Annotated in this window: 14 protein-coding genes; 9 read left to right on the top strand and 5 right to left on the bottom strand. The window is 37.4% G+C overall.

Going from position 1 to position 16,884, the window contains the following annotated elements:
• Positions 1-13 precede the first annotated feature (13 nt).
• Together H5122_RS08410 and H5122_RS08405 are read right to left on the bottom strand one after the other, a co-directional pair.
• Positions 14-1,084, bottom strand: coding sequence for a PepSY domain-containing protein (locus H5122_RS08410; RefSeq protein ID WP_182681569.1), 1,071 nt, complete (start codon positions 1,082-1,084; stop codon positions 14-16).
• A 102-nt stretch (positions 1,085-1,186) separates the two neighbouring features.
• Positions 1,187-2,065, bottom strand: a complete 879-nt coding sequence (locus tag H5122_RS08405; protein WP_182671091.1) for a cation diffusion facilitator family transporter — start codon at positions 2,063-2,065, stop codon at positions 1,187-1,189.
• Positions 2,066-2,316: 251 nt separating this feature from the next.
• On the opposite strand from H5122_RS08405, the gene H5122_RS08400 reads away from it, so the two are divergent.
• The 8 genes from H5122_RS08400 to H5122_RS08365 all read left to right on the top strand — a co-directional run bounded on the left by H5122_RS08400 (position 2,317) and on the right by H5122_RS08365 (position 12,237).
• The gene (locus H5122_RS08400; protein WP_182681570.1) at positions 2,317-7,080 is read left to right on the top strand and encodes a PAS domain-containing protein; all 4,764 of its coding nucleotides are present in this window, start codon (positions 2,317-2,319) and stop codon (positions 7,078-7,080) included.
• A 12-nt stretch (positions 7,081-7,092) separates the two neighbouring features.
• Complete coding sequence (locus H5122_RS08395) at positions 7,093-7,575, top strand: GNAT family N-acetyltransferase (RefSeq protein ID WP_002958990.1); 483 nt, start codon at positions 7,093-7,095, stop codon at positions 7,573-7,575.
• A 79-nt stretch (positions 7,576-7,654) separates the two neighbouring features.
• Positions 7,655-8,161: a hypothetical protein gene (locus H5122_RS08390; RefSeq protein ID WP_182681571.1), complete on the top strand. Its 507-nt coding sequence runs from the start codon at positions 7,655-7,657 to the stop codon at positions 8,159-8,161.
• A gap of 22 nt (positions 8,162-8,183) precedes the next feature.
• Positions 8,184-8,795: a superoxide dismutase gene (locus tag H5122_RS08385; RefSeq protein WP_182681572.1), complete on the top strand. Its 612-nt coding sequence runs from the start codon at positions 8,184-8,186 to the stop codon at positions 8,793-8,795.
• A 74-nt stretch (positions 8,796-8,869) separates the two neighbouring features.
• A complete protein-coding gene (locus tag H5122_RS08380; RefSeq protein ID WP_182681573.1) occupies positions 8,870-10,222 on the top strand; it encodes a DNA-3-methyladenine glycosylase 2 family protein in 1,353 nt (450 codons plus the stop codon).
• Positions 10,222-10,692: a methylated-DNA--[protein]-cysteine S-methyltransferase gene (locus H5122_RS08375; RefSeq protein ID WP_182681574.1), complete on the top strand. Its 471-nt coding sequence runs from the start codon at positions 10,222-10,224 to the stop codon at positions 10,690-10,692. The genes H5122_RS08380 and H5122_RS08375 overlap by 1 nt, the downstream gene beginning before the upstream one ends.
• Positions 10,693-10,764: 72 nt before the next feature.
• Positions 10,765-11,559 (top strand): amino acid ABC transporter substrate-binding protein, encoded by a 795-nt coding sequence (locus H5122_RS08370; protein WP_182681575.1) that lies wholly within the window; start codon positions 10,765-10,767, stop codon positions 11,557-11,559.
• 93 nt (positions 11,560-11,652) lie between these two features.
• Entirely contained in the window at positions 11,653-12,237 is a 585-nt protein-coding gene (locus H5122_RS08365) for a thymidine kinase (protein ID WP_154902930.1), read from the top strand.
• On the opposite strand, the gene ltaE is transcribed toward H5122_RS08365, so the two are convergent.
• On the bottom strand, positions 12,220-13,224 hold the full coding sequence (gene ltaE, locus H5122_RS08360) for a low-specificity L-threonine aldolase (RefSeq protein WP_182681576.1): 1,005 nt from the start codon (positions 13,222-13,224) through the stop codon (positions 12,220-12,222). The two genes, H5122_RS08365 and ltaE, sit on opposite strands and share 18 nt — an antisense overlap.
• 40 nt (positions 13,225-13,264) lie before the next feature.
• On the bottom strand, positions 13,265-14,197 hold the full coding sequence (gene rlmF / locus H5122_RS08355) for a 23S rRNA (adenine(1618)-N(6))-methyltransferase RlmF (RefSeq protein ID WP_182681577.1): 933 nt from the start codon (positions 14,195-14,197) through the stop codon (positions 13,265-13,267).
• A 128-nt stretch (positions 14,198-14,325) separates the two neighbouring features.
• On the opposite strand from rlmF, the gene H5122_RS08350 reads away from it, so the two are divergent.
• Positions 14,326-15,234: an alpha/beta fold hydrolase gene (locus H5122_RS08350; RefSeq protein WP_182681578.1), complete on the top strand. Its 909-nt coding sequence runs from the start codon at positions 14,326-14,328 to the stop codon at positions 15,232-15,234.
• Here H5122_RS08350 and H5122_RS08345 read toward each other — a convergent pair.
• On the bottom strand, positions 15,231-16,664 hold the full coding sequence (locus H5122_RS08345; protein WP_182681579.1) for a sulfotransferase: 1,434 nt from the start codon (positions 16,662-16,664) through the stop codon (positions 15,231-15,233). The two genes, H5122_RS08350 and H5122_RS08345, sit on opposite strands and share 4 nt — an antisense overlap.
• Positions 16,665-16,884: the final 220 nt, after the last annotated feature.

Here is a 16,884-nt window from a genome sequence, read left to right as displayed (position 1 = left end):
GTGTTAATGAGATTTATTTCCATTTATGGCGTTTTAACCAAAAATATATACCGCTTACAATAAATAATGCGAGTGAAAGGGCTATTAATAACCATAAAAACTGCACGATAGGACCTGCAAAATCACCAATGTGAAACTTATATTTGAAGTTCCATGCTTGTGTTGTGAAGTTTGTTTTACTGGCGTCAAATGAGTTTAATACTTTACCCGTAAATGGGTTAGTCCAAACCCAGCTGTAAGCGTGACTTTCGCCAGGGTTTTGCATTCTCAGTGCAATTGCTTCGTCATCCTTTTTAGGTAAGTAAACTCTATATAATTTACCGTCTGGAAATACGTCCTCTGCATTTTTAATTGCTTCATTGTAGTTTAAAGCAGCTTGAGAAGGGGTTATTACTTTTGGTGCTTTAGGTCTTTGTTCTACCTTGTTTAAGGTCACAAATTCTAATACCGATTGAGTTTGTGTTTTCCAGTTAAATGCCATACCAGTAAAGGCAATCAGCATAAGCGGTATAAAAAAGTAAACACCAAGCACTGTATGTAATTGATACATGAGCACTCTAAATTTGGCTTTTGGTTTTATAGCTAAACGTTTAACTCTGTTTTTGGGCTTTACCCATAAATAAAAGCCCAGTAATACATTTATTAAAAGTAGCAATGCACATACTGACATCCAATTTCGAAAGGTTTTTTCACCTTTACTGTTTTCAAATAACAGCCAACGATGTAATCCCATAGCAAACCCATAAATCGTATCGGTTGATTCATAGATGTTTAGTACACTCCCAGAGTAGGGGTTAACACTGGCGTAGTGTTTATTGGCTAACCGAAATTGCCATGCTGCGTTTGGCGCTTGTTCGGGCATAAAAAAGGTGATTTTTTGCTTAGTTTGAGCTTGTACATTTTGTATAAGTTCATCGTAATGCATTAAGTTTTTTTGGGGTGTTACTTGCCATTTTGCAGGCTCTATTAGGTGCTGTATGTCTTTTGCATAAATCATAACAGCACCGGTTAGGCTCACTATTAATAAAAATAGTCCGCTAATTAGGGCAAGGCCTAAATGAATTCTACGTAACCAAAGTTTCAAAAACGGTATCTCATTATGAGTTAATGACAATATTGTAAATGATAATACGAGCTGTTTTCAATTAAATAGTTATGTATTTGGTTTAGCTTGTTATTAAGAACATTAAATTAGGCTTTTATTCGCGATTGGTCGGATTTCTATTATGCAATTTTCGATATTAAAATTGTTGTGTAAAAAACTTTTAACTGCGGCTAAATCAATTACGTGCTGAGTGCTAATAATAAGCTCGCAATAATTTTCTTTATCGTCTAGTTGCCAAAGCTTGATGCTCATTACCGATTCGATATTAAATTCATTACTAATAGCATGTGATATTGCATCTGTATCAATATTGCTAGGCGCTGCTTGCATTAAAATTTTGCAGCTTTGCTTTAATAGTAAAATGCCATGATAAATTACATAAAGAGAAATAAGCACAGTGGCAATTAAGTCAACGATATACCACTGGTATAAAATAATTAAGGTGCCCGCAATAATAACAACAATAGATGCCATTGCATCTGATACGTTATGAATAAAGGCCGCTTTTATATTTATACTGTGATTTGCGCCAGCTCGGTAGGTTAAATATGCGGTTGCTAAATCAATAATCAATGCTATTGCTGCCACCCACACAACTATCCAACCATTGATTAGTTGAGGGTTTAAATAGCTCGAAATGGCTTCAAAAATTAAATACACACCAATTAATATCAATGTACTGCTATTAAAAAGTGTGGCAAGTATTTCAGCGCGTTTATAGCCAAAATGATGAGTGGTGTCAGCAGGTTTATTACCAATTTTACGTGCAACGAGCGCGATAAATATAGCGGCAGCATCACTTAAATTATGAAGTGCATCGGCTATAAGTGACAAACTGCCCGAAAATACCCCGCCAATAACTTGGGCTACGGTTAGCAATACATTAATAACCACAGCGACGGTTAGCTGTTTATCGCTCTGGTTTTCGTCTACATGACTATGTGAGTGATCGTGCGCCATAATGACCTCAAATGTATTAATTGAATATTGCTTATATCATGGCTGGTTTAAAACCGCTACAGATGTGGTAGCGTCAATAAATCTAATTATAAGTTAGTAATAAAGGCGTATATTTTAAAAAGTGTGAATTTAATATTGTAACGCTAAACACCCATTTTTTAAGGAGTTTACCGCTCAAAACTTGCGTCTTTATATATTTAGTGCATTAATGTAAGTAATATTAAATGATTATAAGTTGCTGGATATTAAGCATGCACAAAGGTTTAAACTTTGGTGAATTAACAGGTAAAGGACAGTCTGTTCGAAGTAAGTTAATTATAACCTTTATAATTATAGCCTTAGGGCCACTTTGTATACTTACTTGGTTTAGCCTTGGACATGTAAATAGCACGCTTAAGCAAAATGCAGACGCTGAACTTAACGAGCTTAATAATATAGGTAAGCAATTTGCTGATATTTGGTTTGCAGAGCATGTTAAGGATCTATATTTGCTTAGGGCGCAGTTTGATATTAGCCCGACTAAAAAACAACAATTAATAGCGCAATTTGTTGAGCAGTACGACTTTGTTAATAATGTAGAACTTATTGATGTAAACCTCGTTAAATCACTACCTTCATCTCCCTTTATTAATATTATTAAAGATCAACGTTTTAATAACATACTCTCTGGTATTAAAAATACAGGTAAAATCCAATTTCAGTCAATGACAGTCTCAGGGCGTGAGTATCATATTATTGGCTTACCGTTAGTAAATACCGAAAATAAGCTACAAGCCATATTGCTCGCAGATATAAATTTAAACGGCTTATTAAATAATCTAAGTAAAATACACGCTGCAAATAAAGACATAACATTTTATGTTATGCATAATAATAAAATTCAAAAAAATAATAATTCAGAAGATTCTCAACCATTATTTTTCTCTCAAAACGGCTCCCCAATGCAACGTGTCTTTTCTTACAGTAATAAAAATGAAGAGACTTTATACGGGTATATTGATTCTCTAGAGTTTTTAAATGAATCTGGATGGCAGTTACTTGTAACAAAACCAAAAGAAGTTGCACTACAAGGTGCTAATTTTTATAAACAGCTTGCTTTATTAACAAATGCGGGGGCATTACTGCTTATATTAACGTCATCGTGGTGGTTTGGGCGTCGACTTTTTAGACCTTTAATTAACTTAGCTAAAATTGTTGAAAGTATTACAAAAGGAGACAAGGTAAAAGTCCCTGTAATAAACGACAGTATTGAGTTTAACCAGCTTTCATTGGGTTTACGTAATTTAGTAGCCGTAAAAGAAGAGCAACAAAGTATATTACAAAAGCAACGCTCTGCACTTCAAATTGCATTAAAACAATTAGCCGAGCAAAAAAGTGCATTAGATGAACACGCTATTGTTGCTGTAACTGATTTGCATGGCACCATCACTTTTGTAAATAAGAAATTTTGTGAGATTAGTGGCTACGATGAACACGAATTAATAGGTCAAAACCATCGCCTTTTAAATTCAGGAAAACACGAAAAAGCATTTTTTAAAAATATGTATAAAACGCTTAAACGTGGTGATATATGGAACGGGCAAATATGCAATAAAACTAAGCATGGTGGCATATATTGGGTAGATACGACAATTGCACCATTTTTAGATGAAAATGGAAAACCGCAAAACTATATTGCTATTCGTAATGACATTACAGCCCTGAAAGTACAAGAGCTAGAGCTTGAGCAACACAAAACACAGTTACAGCTAGTGATAGACTCAACAGCCGTGGGTATTTGGGATTGGTATATTGATACTAATAAAGTGACGTTTAATAACCGCTGGGCCGAGATAATAGGTTACAAACTCAGTGAGATTGAGCCTTGTACTATAGATACTTGGTATACATATGCTCACCCAGACGACTTAGTGATATCAAATAAAAAACTTCAAGAGCACTTTGCCGGTGAGACTGACTATTTTGTTAGTGAAGCCCGCATGAAGCATAAAAATGGACATTGGATATGGGTACTCGATACTGCAAAAGTAGTTGAGTGGAATACCGATGGCTCTCCAAAACGTATGATAGGTACGCATTTAGATATATCAGAACGAAAATCTACAGAGCTTGAGCTACAAGGAAGCCGCGATAGGTTTGCATCTTTGGTATCAAATATCCCTGGCATTATTTATCGATGTAAGTTTGATAATAAATTAAGCATGCTTTATATGAGCGAGCAAGCGAGTGGAATAACAGGTTATTCACCTGATGAGTTGATACATGATGAACCCCCCAGCTTTTTTGATTTGATATGCGAAGACGATTCTAAAAAAATAAAAGATGAAATTCTACGTTGTGTTAGCGCTAAGCAGTCATGGTCTGTTGAGTATAGGATTACAGCCCGCGATGGCTCCTTACATTGGGTAAATGAAAAAGGCCAAGCCATTTACGCAGATGATGGCAGCATATTGTATTTAGATGGATTTATTTTTGATATTACAGAGCGTTACAATACACAGTTAAAAATAAATCGTCAGCAAAGCCTACTTGAATCAATGAGTAAGCAAGGGCAGATTGGCGCATGGGAGATGGACTTAGATGCGCATACACTTTATTGGTCTGATGAAGTTAAAGTTATTCACGAAGTACCAGAGGACTTTGAACCGAGCATAGATACCGCTATTAACTTTTATAAACCAGGCATACACCGAGATACTATAAGTACCTTATTTGAGTGCGCAGTGACTTTAGGTGAAAGCTGGAGTGTAGAGCTTATTATTTTGACCTATTCTGGGCAAGAGCGTTGGGTTAAATCGATGGGCCAAGCTGAGCTTAAAGACGGTAAATGTGTACGTGTGTTTGGTTCATTTCAAAGTATTGATGCACATAAACGACTTGAACTTGAGAGCGAAAAAGCAAATCGTTATAACAAAAATTTAGCCGCGCTTACAGTCGCACCTGAGGTGCAAAATAGTGATGTAGAACAGGTTAAAAAGCTAGCCGTTAAATCTATGTGTGAAGTGCTAAATGTTACACGAGCTTCGATATGGATCTTTAACGAAAAACGAGATGTGATGACGTGTCATTGCTTATATATAAATGGTCAAGGGTTTGTAGATACCGACGCTATTTTAACTGCTAAAGACTACCCAGCTTATTTTAATGCTATTTATAAACATAATTTAGTGGCTATTGATGATGTTTATACTCACTCAGCAACTGTTGATTTTATTAAAGTATATGTAACACCACTAAATATTAAATCGATGCTTGATGCTGTAATTGCAACAGGCGATGGTAATTTAGGTATTTTGTGCGCTGAAACAGTAGGCGAGCATCACAACTGGACGCAAAGTGAAGAAACGTATCTTCGCTCATTAGCTACTTTAGTGGGAAGCACTTTAGTTTCTCAAAAACGAAAAGTAATTAGTGAGGAGCTAAAAGTAGCACTTGTAAAAGCTGAAGATGCAGCCATTGCTAAGAGCCAATTTTTAGCAACCATGAGCCATGAAATTAGAACGCCAATGAATGGCGTACTCGGTATGCTAGAGCTTGTTCAATTAGAATCGTTATCTAAACCAATAGAAACAAAAGTAGATATAGCCAAAAAAAGTGCACATTCTTTATTGGGTGTAATTAATGATATTTTAGATTTCTCTAAAGCTGAAGCAGGTAAAATCGAGCTTGAAGAGATTAACTTTAATGGACGTGATTTAATTGGTGAAGTTGCTGCCGCACAAGCATTTACAGCTCAAGACAAAGGTATTGAAATTATTTTGGATCTGGTAGCGCTAGAGCCTTCGCAGTTATGCGGCGATCCTGGGCGCATTCGCCAAGTTATTACTAATTTATTAAGCAACGCCGTTAAGTTTACGAGTCAAGGCGAGGTTGTTGTAAGCGCGAAAATTAATAAAGTAGCTCAAGGTATAGAGTTTGTTGTAAGTATAAAGGACTCAGGCATAGGAATTAGTTTAGAAAAACAAGAGCAATTATTTACCCCTTTCTCTCAAGTCGATGCATCAACAACGCGTGAATATGGAGGCAGTGGCTTAGGGCTGGCTATTTGTAAGCAGCTTTGTGAACTAATGGGGGGAGCTATCTCTCTCACTAGCGAAGCCGGTAAAGGGAGTACTTTTACTGCCACTATAATGCTGACTCCGGGAGATCAAAAAGAACGTTATATTCCTAATATTAATATGGAAGAGCTAACCGTTTTGGTTGTTGATGATAACGAGACAAATCGAATTGTAATTTCACAGCAGCTTGAGCACTGGGGCGCTAAGGTTGCGCTTGCATGTGACGCACGCGAAGCTCTTGATATGTGCGCGCAGCAGTATAAAAGTAACAATTGTATGTATGATATTGCAGTGCTTGATATGCAAATGCCAGGAATGGATGGTATAGAGCTGTGTAAAGCACTAAAAGCACATGAACATTATAAATCAATGCCACTTGTAATGATGACCAGTATTGCTGGTATGGAAGGTGCGCAGCGCTATTCTAATGCAGGCTTTCAGGCATATTTCCCCAAACCTGTAACTACTGCCGATTTAATTTCTGCACTGTCAGTCATAACAAGTAATGATTCAGATGAGACACTCCCACTTGTTACTTCAGGCTATATTTCCTCTCTTAAAAAAGAAAAGGTGCAGGAACCTACCCAAATATTACTTGTAGAAGATAATCCAATTAATCGGCAAGTGGCTACATTAATGCTCAAAAAGCTTAATTGTGACGTTACAATTGCCGAAAATGGTCAATTAGCGATAGATATATTGGAGTCTCACGATTCTGGTTTCTTTAAGCTCGTTCTTATGGATTGCCAGATGCCTGTTATGGATGGCTTTGCTGCAACTGCAGCTATACGTAAAGGTATGGCGGGTATACAACACAAAAACATTAGGATCATTGCTATTACGGCTAACGCAATGGACTCTGATAAAGAGCGTTGTATAACCGCTGGAATGGATGACTACTTGAGCAAACCGATTCAATTAGATATTTTAAAAGATAAATTAGAGCAGTATATTTAAGGTAAAAATACAATGAGCCAACCCGTTATAATACGTGATGCAAAACCAAGTGATGCGAAAACAATTTTGCACTTTATTACTGAACTTGCCATATATGAAAAAGAACCGGATGCAGTTAAAACAGACGAACAGGCTATTTTAGATACGCTGTTTAGCGACGGTGCTACTGCGCACAGCATAATTTGTTTAGAAGGTGATGAGCCAATTGGTTTTGCGGTCTATTTTTATAATTACTCTACATGGTTAGGTAAAAATGGCCTATACCTTGAAGATTTATACGTAAGCCCAGATAGCCGTGGCAATGGTGCAGGTAAAGCCATTATGAAGCACTTAGCTAATAAGGCGATTAGTAATGACTGTGGTCGTTTTGAATGGGTAGTGCTTGATTGGAATAAACCCGCTATCGATTTTTACAATAGCATTGGTGCAAAGCCTCAAAACGAATGGATAATATATCGCTTAACGGGGCAGGAATTACTAGATTTTGCTAAATAGTTAATGAAAATCATTTGCATTTAGGTTTATGGGTGTGTAAGTTAACTACACGCCCATAAATAAACGTGCAGATGATTATATGATCTCAAATCAAAAACAATCCCACTCAGATTTACTTTGTCTTGATCAAGCATTAAGCCCTTGGCAGTCGAATATAATGCAAGGTAATTATGCATTTGAACAAGGTGCACTTCTCGAAGCCCGCGATAAATACTTATTAGCTAAAACACTTGCAGATCATCTTCTTCAGCAGTTTTTATATGCTCAGATTAATAACAATGTCATCCATGCTATTGAGCATTGCATACCCGCACTTGTTGTTGCGTCGCATAATTTAGCTGATACCTATATAGCTATGCAACAGCCTGAAAATGCATGCAAATGGCTATGCGAAGTACACTTAACACTCTGTTCGCTAATTAAGCATACTCATTACGATATACAAATAGTGAGTAAGCATCATTACACTAAAACATCCTCTGAACTTGTATTATTTGCAAGACGCTATCATTTTTTACCTGAGCTAATAGAGCAAGTGAATTTTTGCTTATGCTCAGAGAGCACTACAAACAATCAACTGCACTAATTTAAAAGAAAAAGGAGTATTTATGGCTTTTACTTTGCCTGCACTTAACTATGAGTACGATGCGCTTGAGCCTCATATTGATGGTAAAACAATGCATATTCACCACACATTGCATCATCAAACGTATATCAATAAAGCCAATGCTGCTTTAGCAGATACTGTTTATGCAACCGCAAATGCTGAAAAATTACTTAAGGGAATAAACAGCCTGCCTAGTAATTTACAAAAAGCAGTACAAGAGCATGTAGGAGGGCATTTTAATCACAGCTTATTTTGGCAAGTAATGAGCCCTCAAGGAGGAGGTGAACCTGAAGGTAGTGTAGCCCAGGCAATAAATGAACAGTTTGGCAGTTTTGATAAGTTTAAAGACCAATTTACTGCTGCTGCAATTAGTCAATTTGGCAGTGGTTGGGCGTGGCTATGTGTGACCCCAGATAAAAAGTTGATTGTAGAAAATAGTGCTAATCAAGATTGCCCTTTAATGCAGGGAAATACCCCTATTTTGGGACTTGATGTATGGGAGCATGCCTACTATTTGAAGTATCAAAATAAGCGTCCTGACTATATTGCTGCTTTTTATAGTGTAATTAATTGGACTGAAGTTGAAAAACGCTATCTAGCCGCAGTAAGTTGAGTGCCGAATATGGCTAGTAATACAGTTTATTTTCTATAAGCTAGGCTCTATTAGATTAATTTATAGAGCCGTTTATGGACACTTCACATTGGCAAAAAGCACGTCAGAGTCGCGATCCTCGTTTTGACGGGCTTTTTTACGTAGCGGTAAAAAGTACCGGTATTTATTGCAGACCAATTTGCCCTGCACCAACGGCTCACGAAAAAAACGTTGCTTATTATCAGTTTGCCCATAACGCGGCGCAAGATGGTTTTAGGCCATGTATTCGTTGCAGGCCCGATAGTGCCCCTGGCAGCGCAGCATGGCAGGGTACAAAAACAACTGCACTTAGAGCAAAACAGTTAATAGATCAAAATGATGAACACGACTGCGAAAAATTAGCAGCTCGTTTAGGCGTAAGTAGTCGTTATTTAAGGCAGTTGTTTAAGCAGTATTTTGGCGTGCCGATTACGCAATATCGATTATTTAACCAATGCCACTTTGCTAAAAAACTGATTCAAGAAACACACTTACCCCTCACCGAAATAGCGTTTGCCGCAGGCTTTAAAAGCATTAGGCGTTTTAATGATGCATTTTTACAGCAGTTAAATATAGCTCCGTCAAAGCTGCGCAGTGGCGATAAAAAACCAACATCAACACTCAGGTTAACGCTACCATTTAGGCCGCCTTATAATTGGCCTGCTTTGCAGGGCTTTTTACAAAGGCGGTTGATTAAACCAATGGAGTGGATAACGCAAACGAGCTACGGGCGTACTTTTGCAAGTGAGAAATATAAAGGAAGCTTTACCGCTGAATTTATAGCGAGTAAAAACCACTTTAGTGTATCTATCAATATAGACAATACGGTGTACTTACAACCTGTTATAAACAATATACGCCGTGTGCTTGATTTAGATGCCGATATTAATTTAATTGAAACGCATTTAAGCGCCAATATAAACAATGCGTTTACAGTGTGTGAAGGGCTCAGACTTCCGGGGATTTGGTCAAGTTTTGAAGCCGGTATAAGAGCTGTACTTGGGCAACAAGTGAGTGTTACTGCGGCGCATAATTTAGTAACAAAGTTAGTTGATGAATTAGGCGAAAAAGAGGGCGATGCCGTTTATTTTCCTACGGCTAAAATTGTTGCTAATAGTGATTTTGCATTTTTTAAAATGCCACAAGCACGCAAAAATGCGCTACACAACTTAGCCCAGTTTTGTGCACTAAATCCTGAAAATGACGATTTAGACGAATGGCTTAGCTTAAAGGGAATTGGCCCATGGACAGTAAATTATGCAAAGCTGCGAGGACAAAGCCAACCCGATATATTACTTGATGGCGACTTAGGTGTTAAAAAAGCTCAAGCGGCGGCAAACCCATTTGAGCCTGCTAATTGCGCTCCTTTTCGCTCTTACTTAACGTTTCAACTTTGGCAGCAATTATAATGATCATTCAAACATCAATTTCGAGCCCTATAGACGACATAATTATTCAAGCGACTGATAAAGGTGTGAGTTACGTTGGTTTTTATCCACCAGTTGAATACTCTTATACGCCATTTGAGCAAGTTACTAACAAGGCGGTGCTTATTTGCGCAGCGCAGTTAAATGAGTACTTTGCAAAAAAACGCACTATGTTTGATGTACCACTTGATACAACCGGTACAGTATTTCAGCAAAGTGTATGGCAAGCACTATTAACAGTACCTTTTGGACAGTCACAAACATACGGCTATATTGCAAACCAACTCAATAACCCAAAAGCGGTGAGAGCGGTAGGCGCTGCGAATGGTAAAAACCCGATTAGTATTATTGTGCCGTGTCACCGAATCATTGGCGCAAATGCAAAGTTAACGGGCTATGCTGGTGGGCTTGATAGGAAACTGTGGTTGCTGAAACACGAAGGATTAATGTAAATTATTTGATAAAATATAGTCAGTCTGCTTAACTCAACCTATAATTTAAATAACTAACTAATAAAAATTATTATGCGTATTAATAGCTTAGTGTACTTTTTTATTGCCAGTTTAATGTTTACCGCTACTGCATTTAGCAAGCCGCAAAGTCTCGTGTTTTGTTACGAAGACAAAAATATAGCTCCTATGTTTTTAGGTGAAGGGCGAAATACGCCAACGGATAAACCCGGTGCATCAATCGAAATACTTCAAAAACTTGATTTAGCATTGCCCAATGTAGCAATATCATTTGTTAGAAAGCCATGGCGTAGATGCTTAAACGATTTAGAATTTAATCGAGTTAATGCTGTTATTGCAAGTTACCGCAAAGGGCGAGAAAACGTTGCTGTTTACCCTGTTGATGAGAAAGGTAAGTTACAAGATGACTACGCAGTAAGTGAATTTGGCAGCTGCCTTATAGGGCGTTATAAATTTCATAAGGAATGGGAGACTCGTGAAGTATTTCAAAATAAAGCATTTACGATAGCTATTCCTAATGGTTATGGGCTAAATAGCGCGTTAAAAGAAGAACCATTTTTTATTCATAATACGTTTTCTAAAAGCAAAGCTTTTGAGTTGCTAGATAAGGGGGTAGTGCAAGCGAGCGTTGATCTATGCCAAGTAGATGGCTTAAAAGTGTCGAGTTATCCGTATGAGGGTAATAATGTTAAACCTATTTATCCCCCTTACGAAACCAGCCATGGTTATCTTGTTTTTTCAAAAAAATTCTACGAAGAAAATAATGCTCTAAGCTTACAAATGTGGCAGTGGTTATCAAAATTTGAAAGTGCACCTGTGTATATTAAATACTTACAAACACTTAAATAAACAGGCCCTGACAAAATAAAATTCGCGTTTGTAAATTGGTATTAATTTAATATTAAGGTAGCATAAGCGCACTTTTTATAAAATGGCACCGCAATGGCTCAATTATACTTTTACTACTCTGCAATGAATGCAGGTAAATCAACCACGTTATTACAATCTGCATTTAATTATAAAGAACGTGGTATGGAACCTGTGATCCTGACTGCTGCCATTGATGATAGACAAGGCGTGGGTAAAGTATCGTCTCGTATTGGTTTGCAAGCTGATGCGCATGTATTTGATGCCAGTAAAGATGTTTTTGATCTTATTCAATCACTCAATAATGATAAGAAGCGCCATTGTGTGTTAGTTGACGAGTGCCAATTTTTATCAAAAGAACAAGTAATGCAATTAACCGATGTGGTTGATGAACTCGGTATACCGGTATTGTGTTATGGCCTGCGTAACGACTTTAGAGGCGAGCTATTTATAGGGTCGCAATATTTGCTTGCGTGGGCTGATAAGTTAGTTGAGCTTAAAACTGTTTGCCACTGCGGGCGTAAAGCTAACCATGTACTGCGTACCGATGAAAATGGCGAAGCAATAGCCGATGGTAACCAAGTAGAAATTGGCGGCAATGACCGATATGTTTCGGTATGCCGCAAACATTATAAAGCCGCGTTAAATATGGGCCGATAAAGCATTTAAAAATGTATCAATATCTTCGCGGGTTATATCTAAATGCGTAACTAGCCTAAGCTGCTTGCTTGGGCTAAATAATATGCCTTGTTGTTTAAGCGCTTCAGCAATATCTTCAATATTTATACTGCTACTGTATGTTGCGTAAACCATATTAGTGGTGTTAGTCATATCGACAGTAAAGCCACTGATTTCACTTAATTGTTGAGCCAAATAACGTGCATTTTCATGATCGTATTTTAAGCGCTCTACATTGTGCTCAAGTGCAAACTGCCCGGCAGCTGCAAGCATTCCGGCTTGGCGCATACCGCCACCAAGTACTTTTCTCCATCGTCTTGCTTTATTAATAAATGCTGGTGAGCCTAATAATAAAGAGCCTACGGGCGCACCTAAACCTTTAGATAAACATAAAGAAACTGAGTCAAAGTGCTTTGTAATTTCAGTGATATCAACTTTTAGCTCAACAGCGGCATTAAAAGCACGTGCGCCGTCTAAGTGCAGCGCTAAACTATGCGTATTAACAAAGTCACGTGCTTGGGCTAAGTACTCAAGCGGGAGTGCTTTTCCGCCAATGGTATTTTCTAAGCTGAGCAATCGCGTTTTTGCAAAATGGCAATCGTCTGGTTTTATAGCCGCCGCTATTTTACTAAAAGGGATGCTGCCATCAGCTTCGTTTTCAATAGGCTGTGGCTGAACAGATCCTAATACAGCTGCGCCGCCGCCCTCAAACTTATAATTGTGAGCATTTTGGCCACAAATGTATTCGTCACCTCGCTCACAGTGCGCCATTAACCCAAGTAAGTTGGCTTGTGTGCCTGAGCTACAATAAAGTGCGGCTTCAAAATTAAAACGCTTACACGCATAGGCTTCTAGTTGGTTAACGCTTTCATCATCACCATATACATCGTCACCAACCGGTGCGTTGTACATAATATCGCGCATTCCTTTTGTTGGTTTTGTAACTGTATCAGAGCGAAAATCTATCATGATTGTCTTATCCTTTTTATTATTTTTAATAAAATTGGTATTAATCAAGCTCGCTACAAATTTGCTCACGAGTGTCTTTATCAAAGTAGGTCCATGCAATAAAGCGGCTAATTTTTTGACCTTGTGCCATATCAACAATTTTATACTGTGCTATTGGGTGAGCTTTTAATACTTCTTCAAGGGCTGCAATATTATCTTTTTTAGAGACTAACGACGTAAACCACAGTACTTGCTCTGCAAAGTCTTCGCTTTCTCTAATCATATTAGAGATAAACTGTACTTCACCGCCTTCACACCACAATTCATTATTATGGCCACCAAAGTTAAGCGTGCTACTGGGTGTTTTTCCTAGGTTTTTCCATTTACGTTCACTGCCTTTACTTGCCTCTTCTTCACTTGCATGAAACGGAGGGTTACAGAGCGTTAAATGGTATAGATCTTTTTGATTTATAACGCCTTTAAAAATATGTGATGCGTTTTTTTGTTGTTTTAGGCTTATTTTTAAACCATTAAACTGAGCAATTTGCTTTGCTATTTTTACTGAGGCTGTATCAATATCAGTCCCGGTAAAATGCCACTTATATTCACTTGTACCAGTAAGCGGGTAAACTAAATTAGCACCAGTACCAATATCAAGTACTTTAATTTGCTTACCTAAAGGTATTTGTTGTTGGTTATCATCACTTAATAGGTCGGCCAAGTAGTGAATGTAGTCAACACGCCCAGGTATAGGCGGGCATAAGTTGTGCTCGGGAATATCCCAAAAATCAATATTATAATGTGCTTTTAAAAGAGCTTGGTTAAGTGTTTTAACGGCTTTGTTATCACTAAAATCAATACTTTTAGTCCCTGCAGGTGTGGTTATAACAAAGGGCAGTAGAGCAGGATGCTCTGTTGTTAATAAATCGAAGTCGTACCCATTTTTATGTAGGTTACGAGGGTGTAATTTTGAACGTGCTTTATTTTCTTTCATGGCTTCATTTTAACAACAGATATGATGTGGTGATTGTAACAAATGCTGATGAGTAAAGTGCAGACATTTCCTTTGGTATATTTAATATTACTGGTAGGATGAGTTGAAAATAATAAAAAGGAATAACTGTGGCAATTTCTCAGCAATCAATAATAGTTGATTTAGACTCTCAGCAAACTCTTCATTTACGCCGTATTAGCGATGAAGATCAGCAAGGGCCCATCGTATTTTTTATGCATGGAGCAATAGAAAACGGTAAGATTTTTTACACGCACTCTAATAAAGGACTTGCCCCTTTTTTAGCTGAGCATGGGTATAGATGTTATGTGGCTGATTTACGTGGCCGAGGTGATAGCAAGCCAATCATTTCGAGTGAGTCCGAACATGGACAAACTGAGTCTATCCTAGAAGACATCCCTGCCTTTATTAAGCAAATAGAGTTGATTGAGGGCAAAAAGCCAGACTACTGGGTTGCTCACTCTTGGGGCGGGGTATTGATGAACAGCGCGTTTGCACGTTTTCCAGAATATATTAACGACGTTAAAGCATGTGTGTATTTTGGCTCTAAGCGTTCTTTATTTAATAATCATCCTCAAAAATTATTACAAGCCAATTTAATTTGGTATTTTATGGCGCCTTTACTTGCTAAAAAACATGGCTATTTAAATGCTAAAGGTTATAAGTGGGGCAGCGATAACGAAACTCAAAAGTCGCATTATCAAAGTATGCAATGGGCTAAAAAGAAGCCATGGATAGATTCTGATGATAATTTTGATTATGCAAAAGCGCTAAACAACCTGCATTTACCGCCAACGCTTCATATTGCTGCGGTAAAAGATAAAGCATTAGCGCAACCAATCGATATTCAAAAATTTATGGACGAATCGGGGCTAGGCATTCAGCAAATGCGAATTTACGGTCGTAAACACGGGCATAATTTTGATTACGATCATATTAATATGCTTACCCACCCAAGTGCGCGTGATGATCAATTTAAAGATTTACTTAATTGGTTTAAAGCACATCCGATTAATTAATTCTCATCAAGTAACTTTAGAAGAGGTGTTTTGTAACGCTCCCACTTAGCAATTGCGGCATTATTAATAGGTTGGCGAATAGCATGTTTACTCAAGGTCGTTACCGGTGTTTTTTGTTTATAAAACGCTAAGCAGCGCTCTTCAAAACTACAGTTTAAAAAACCAAGTAACTGCGTTAGCTGCTCTTTTGGGTTATTCACTAAATCTTCGTAACTGACATCATAAATTGGCATCTCTTTAAAAGAGTGCCAATGGCTCATCAGTTTTTTATACAACTTATGATAAAGCTTAAACTCAGGTAGTGAGCAAAAGTAAGGCTCGTTTTCAGCAAAGTAATTAGTGAAGATAGAAAATGCGGTGGCATTAAAATCACGACTTAAATTTATAAATTTAGCATTTGGAAATAGAATATATATAAGTCCGAGCGACTGATAATTACTCGGCAGTTTATTTATTATAAAAGGTCTGATGGGCGATGCTGTTTTTAATGTTGTGATATACAGCTCGCGGGCTTTTTTGATTAAATCCGGCGTTAAATGTGCTAAACATTGCGGGTAAGTCACTCCCGTTTTTTGTTCGATAAAAGCAACTGCGTTATTACTAATACTCGTGCTCTCTCCTAGGCTCGAAAACTGACTATGGCTTGCCAACATTTGCTCCACAAGGGTAGAACCACTACGAGGCATGCCAATAATAAATACAGGTGTGATATTACCCGTAAACTTTTTATCGGCAGAGGCTATAAACTCCTCGGTGTTGTATTTTATTATTTCATCGTAAAAAGGGGTTAAATCTTTAGTGTTAAATTCACTTAATTTTTTTTGTAATTTATTCGCCAATATAAAATAATTAAATGCTTGCTCGGTATCCTCAAGTGCATCGTAACTGTTTGCTAATGCGTAGTAACACACCATTTTTAAACGTAAATTACTCGTTTGAGTTAATAAGTGGTGCAAATTACTTACATAATTATGTTCTTTATCAAAGCGACCTAATTGTACAAGTTCAAATAAAATATAGGCTGTTACAGGGTATACACCAATGCTGAGTGCATAAGCAAAAGTTGTATGAGCTTTATCTAACTCGCCATGTGTTAAATAGTGCTGTGCTAAGTAATAATGAGGTTCTGGATTATGACTTGCTAATTTTTTTGCGTATTCAAGCACCGTTAGTGCATCGTTTGGCGAATGAACACCGTTAAATGCATCAGCAAGGGCATGTAATGGTTCAAGCATATGAGGCAAGCGCTCACAAGCTTTTTGGAGTAGGTATACAGCAGCGTCGTAACGTTCTAGTCGTAAGGCAATTCTGCCTAAGCCAAATAAAGCCTCACCATTTTCAGGGTTACTATTTAAAATTGCTTTAAAATGGAACTCGGCTTCTTTGAGTTTATTTTGTTGCAGTAGTTGGTTGGCTTTTTCAAGTAGCATAGTTATACCAATTTTATTAAAAAATAATCATTCTATCGCATTAAATAGCGTACTCACTGCGTTAAAAATTATTCATATAGAGCAACTATATATCATAGTTTTCGCCTTGTAATTACGCTATTTTCTGAGCGCTATAATAGAACACTTATTCAATGCAATTGGTATTGTTCATTATTATTTTTATTAACTATAAAATTAAAAAGGCGAAATGTCTTTAACA

Origin of the sequence: Pseudoalteromonas sp. SG43-8 (assembly GCF_014164245.1) — a bacterium.
Lineage (GTDB): Bacteria > Pseudomonadota > Gammaproteobacteria > Enterobacterales > Alteromonadaceae > Pseudoalteromonas > Pseudoalteromonas distincta.
This window is presented reverse-complemented; position numbering and strand designations above follow the sequence as displayed.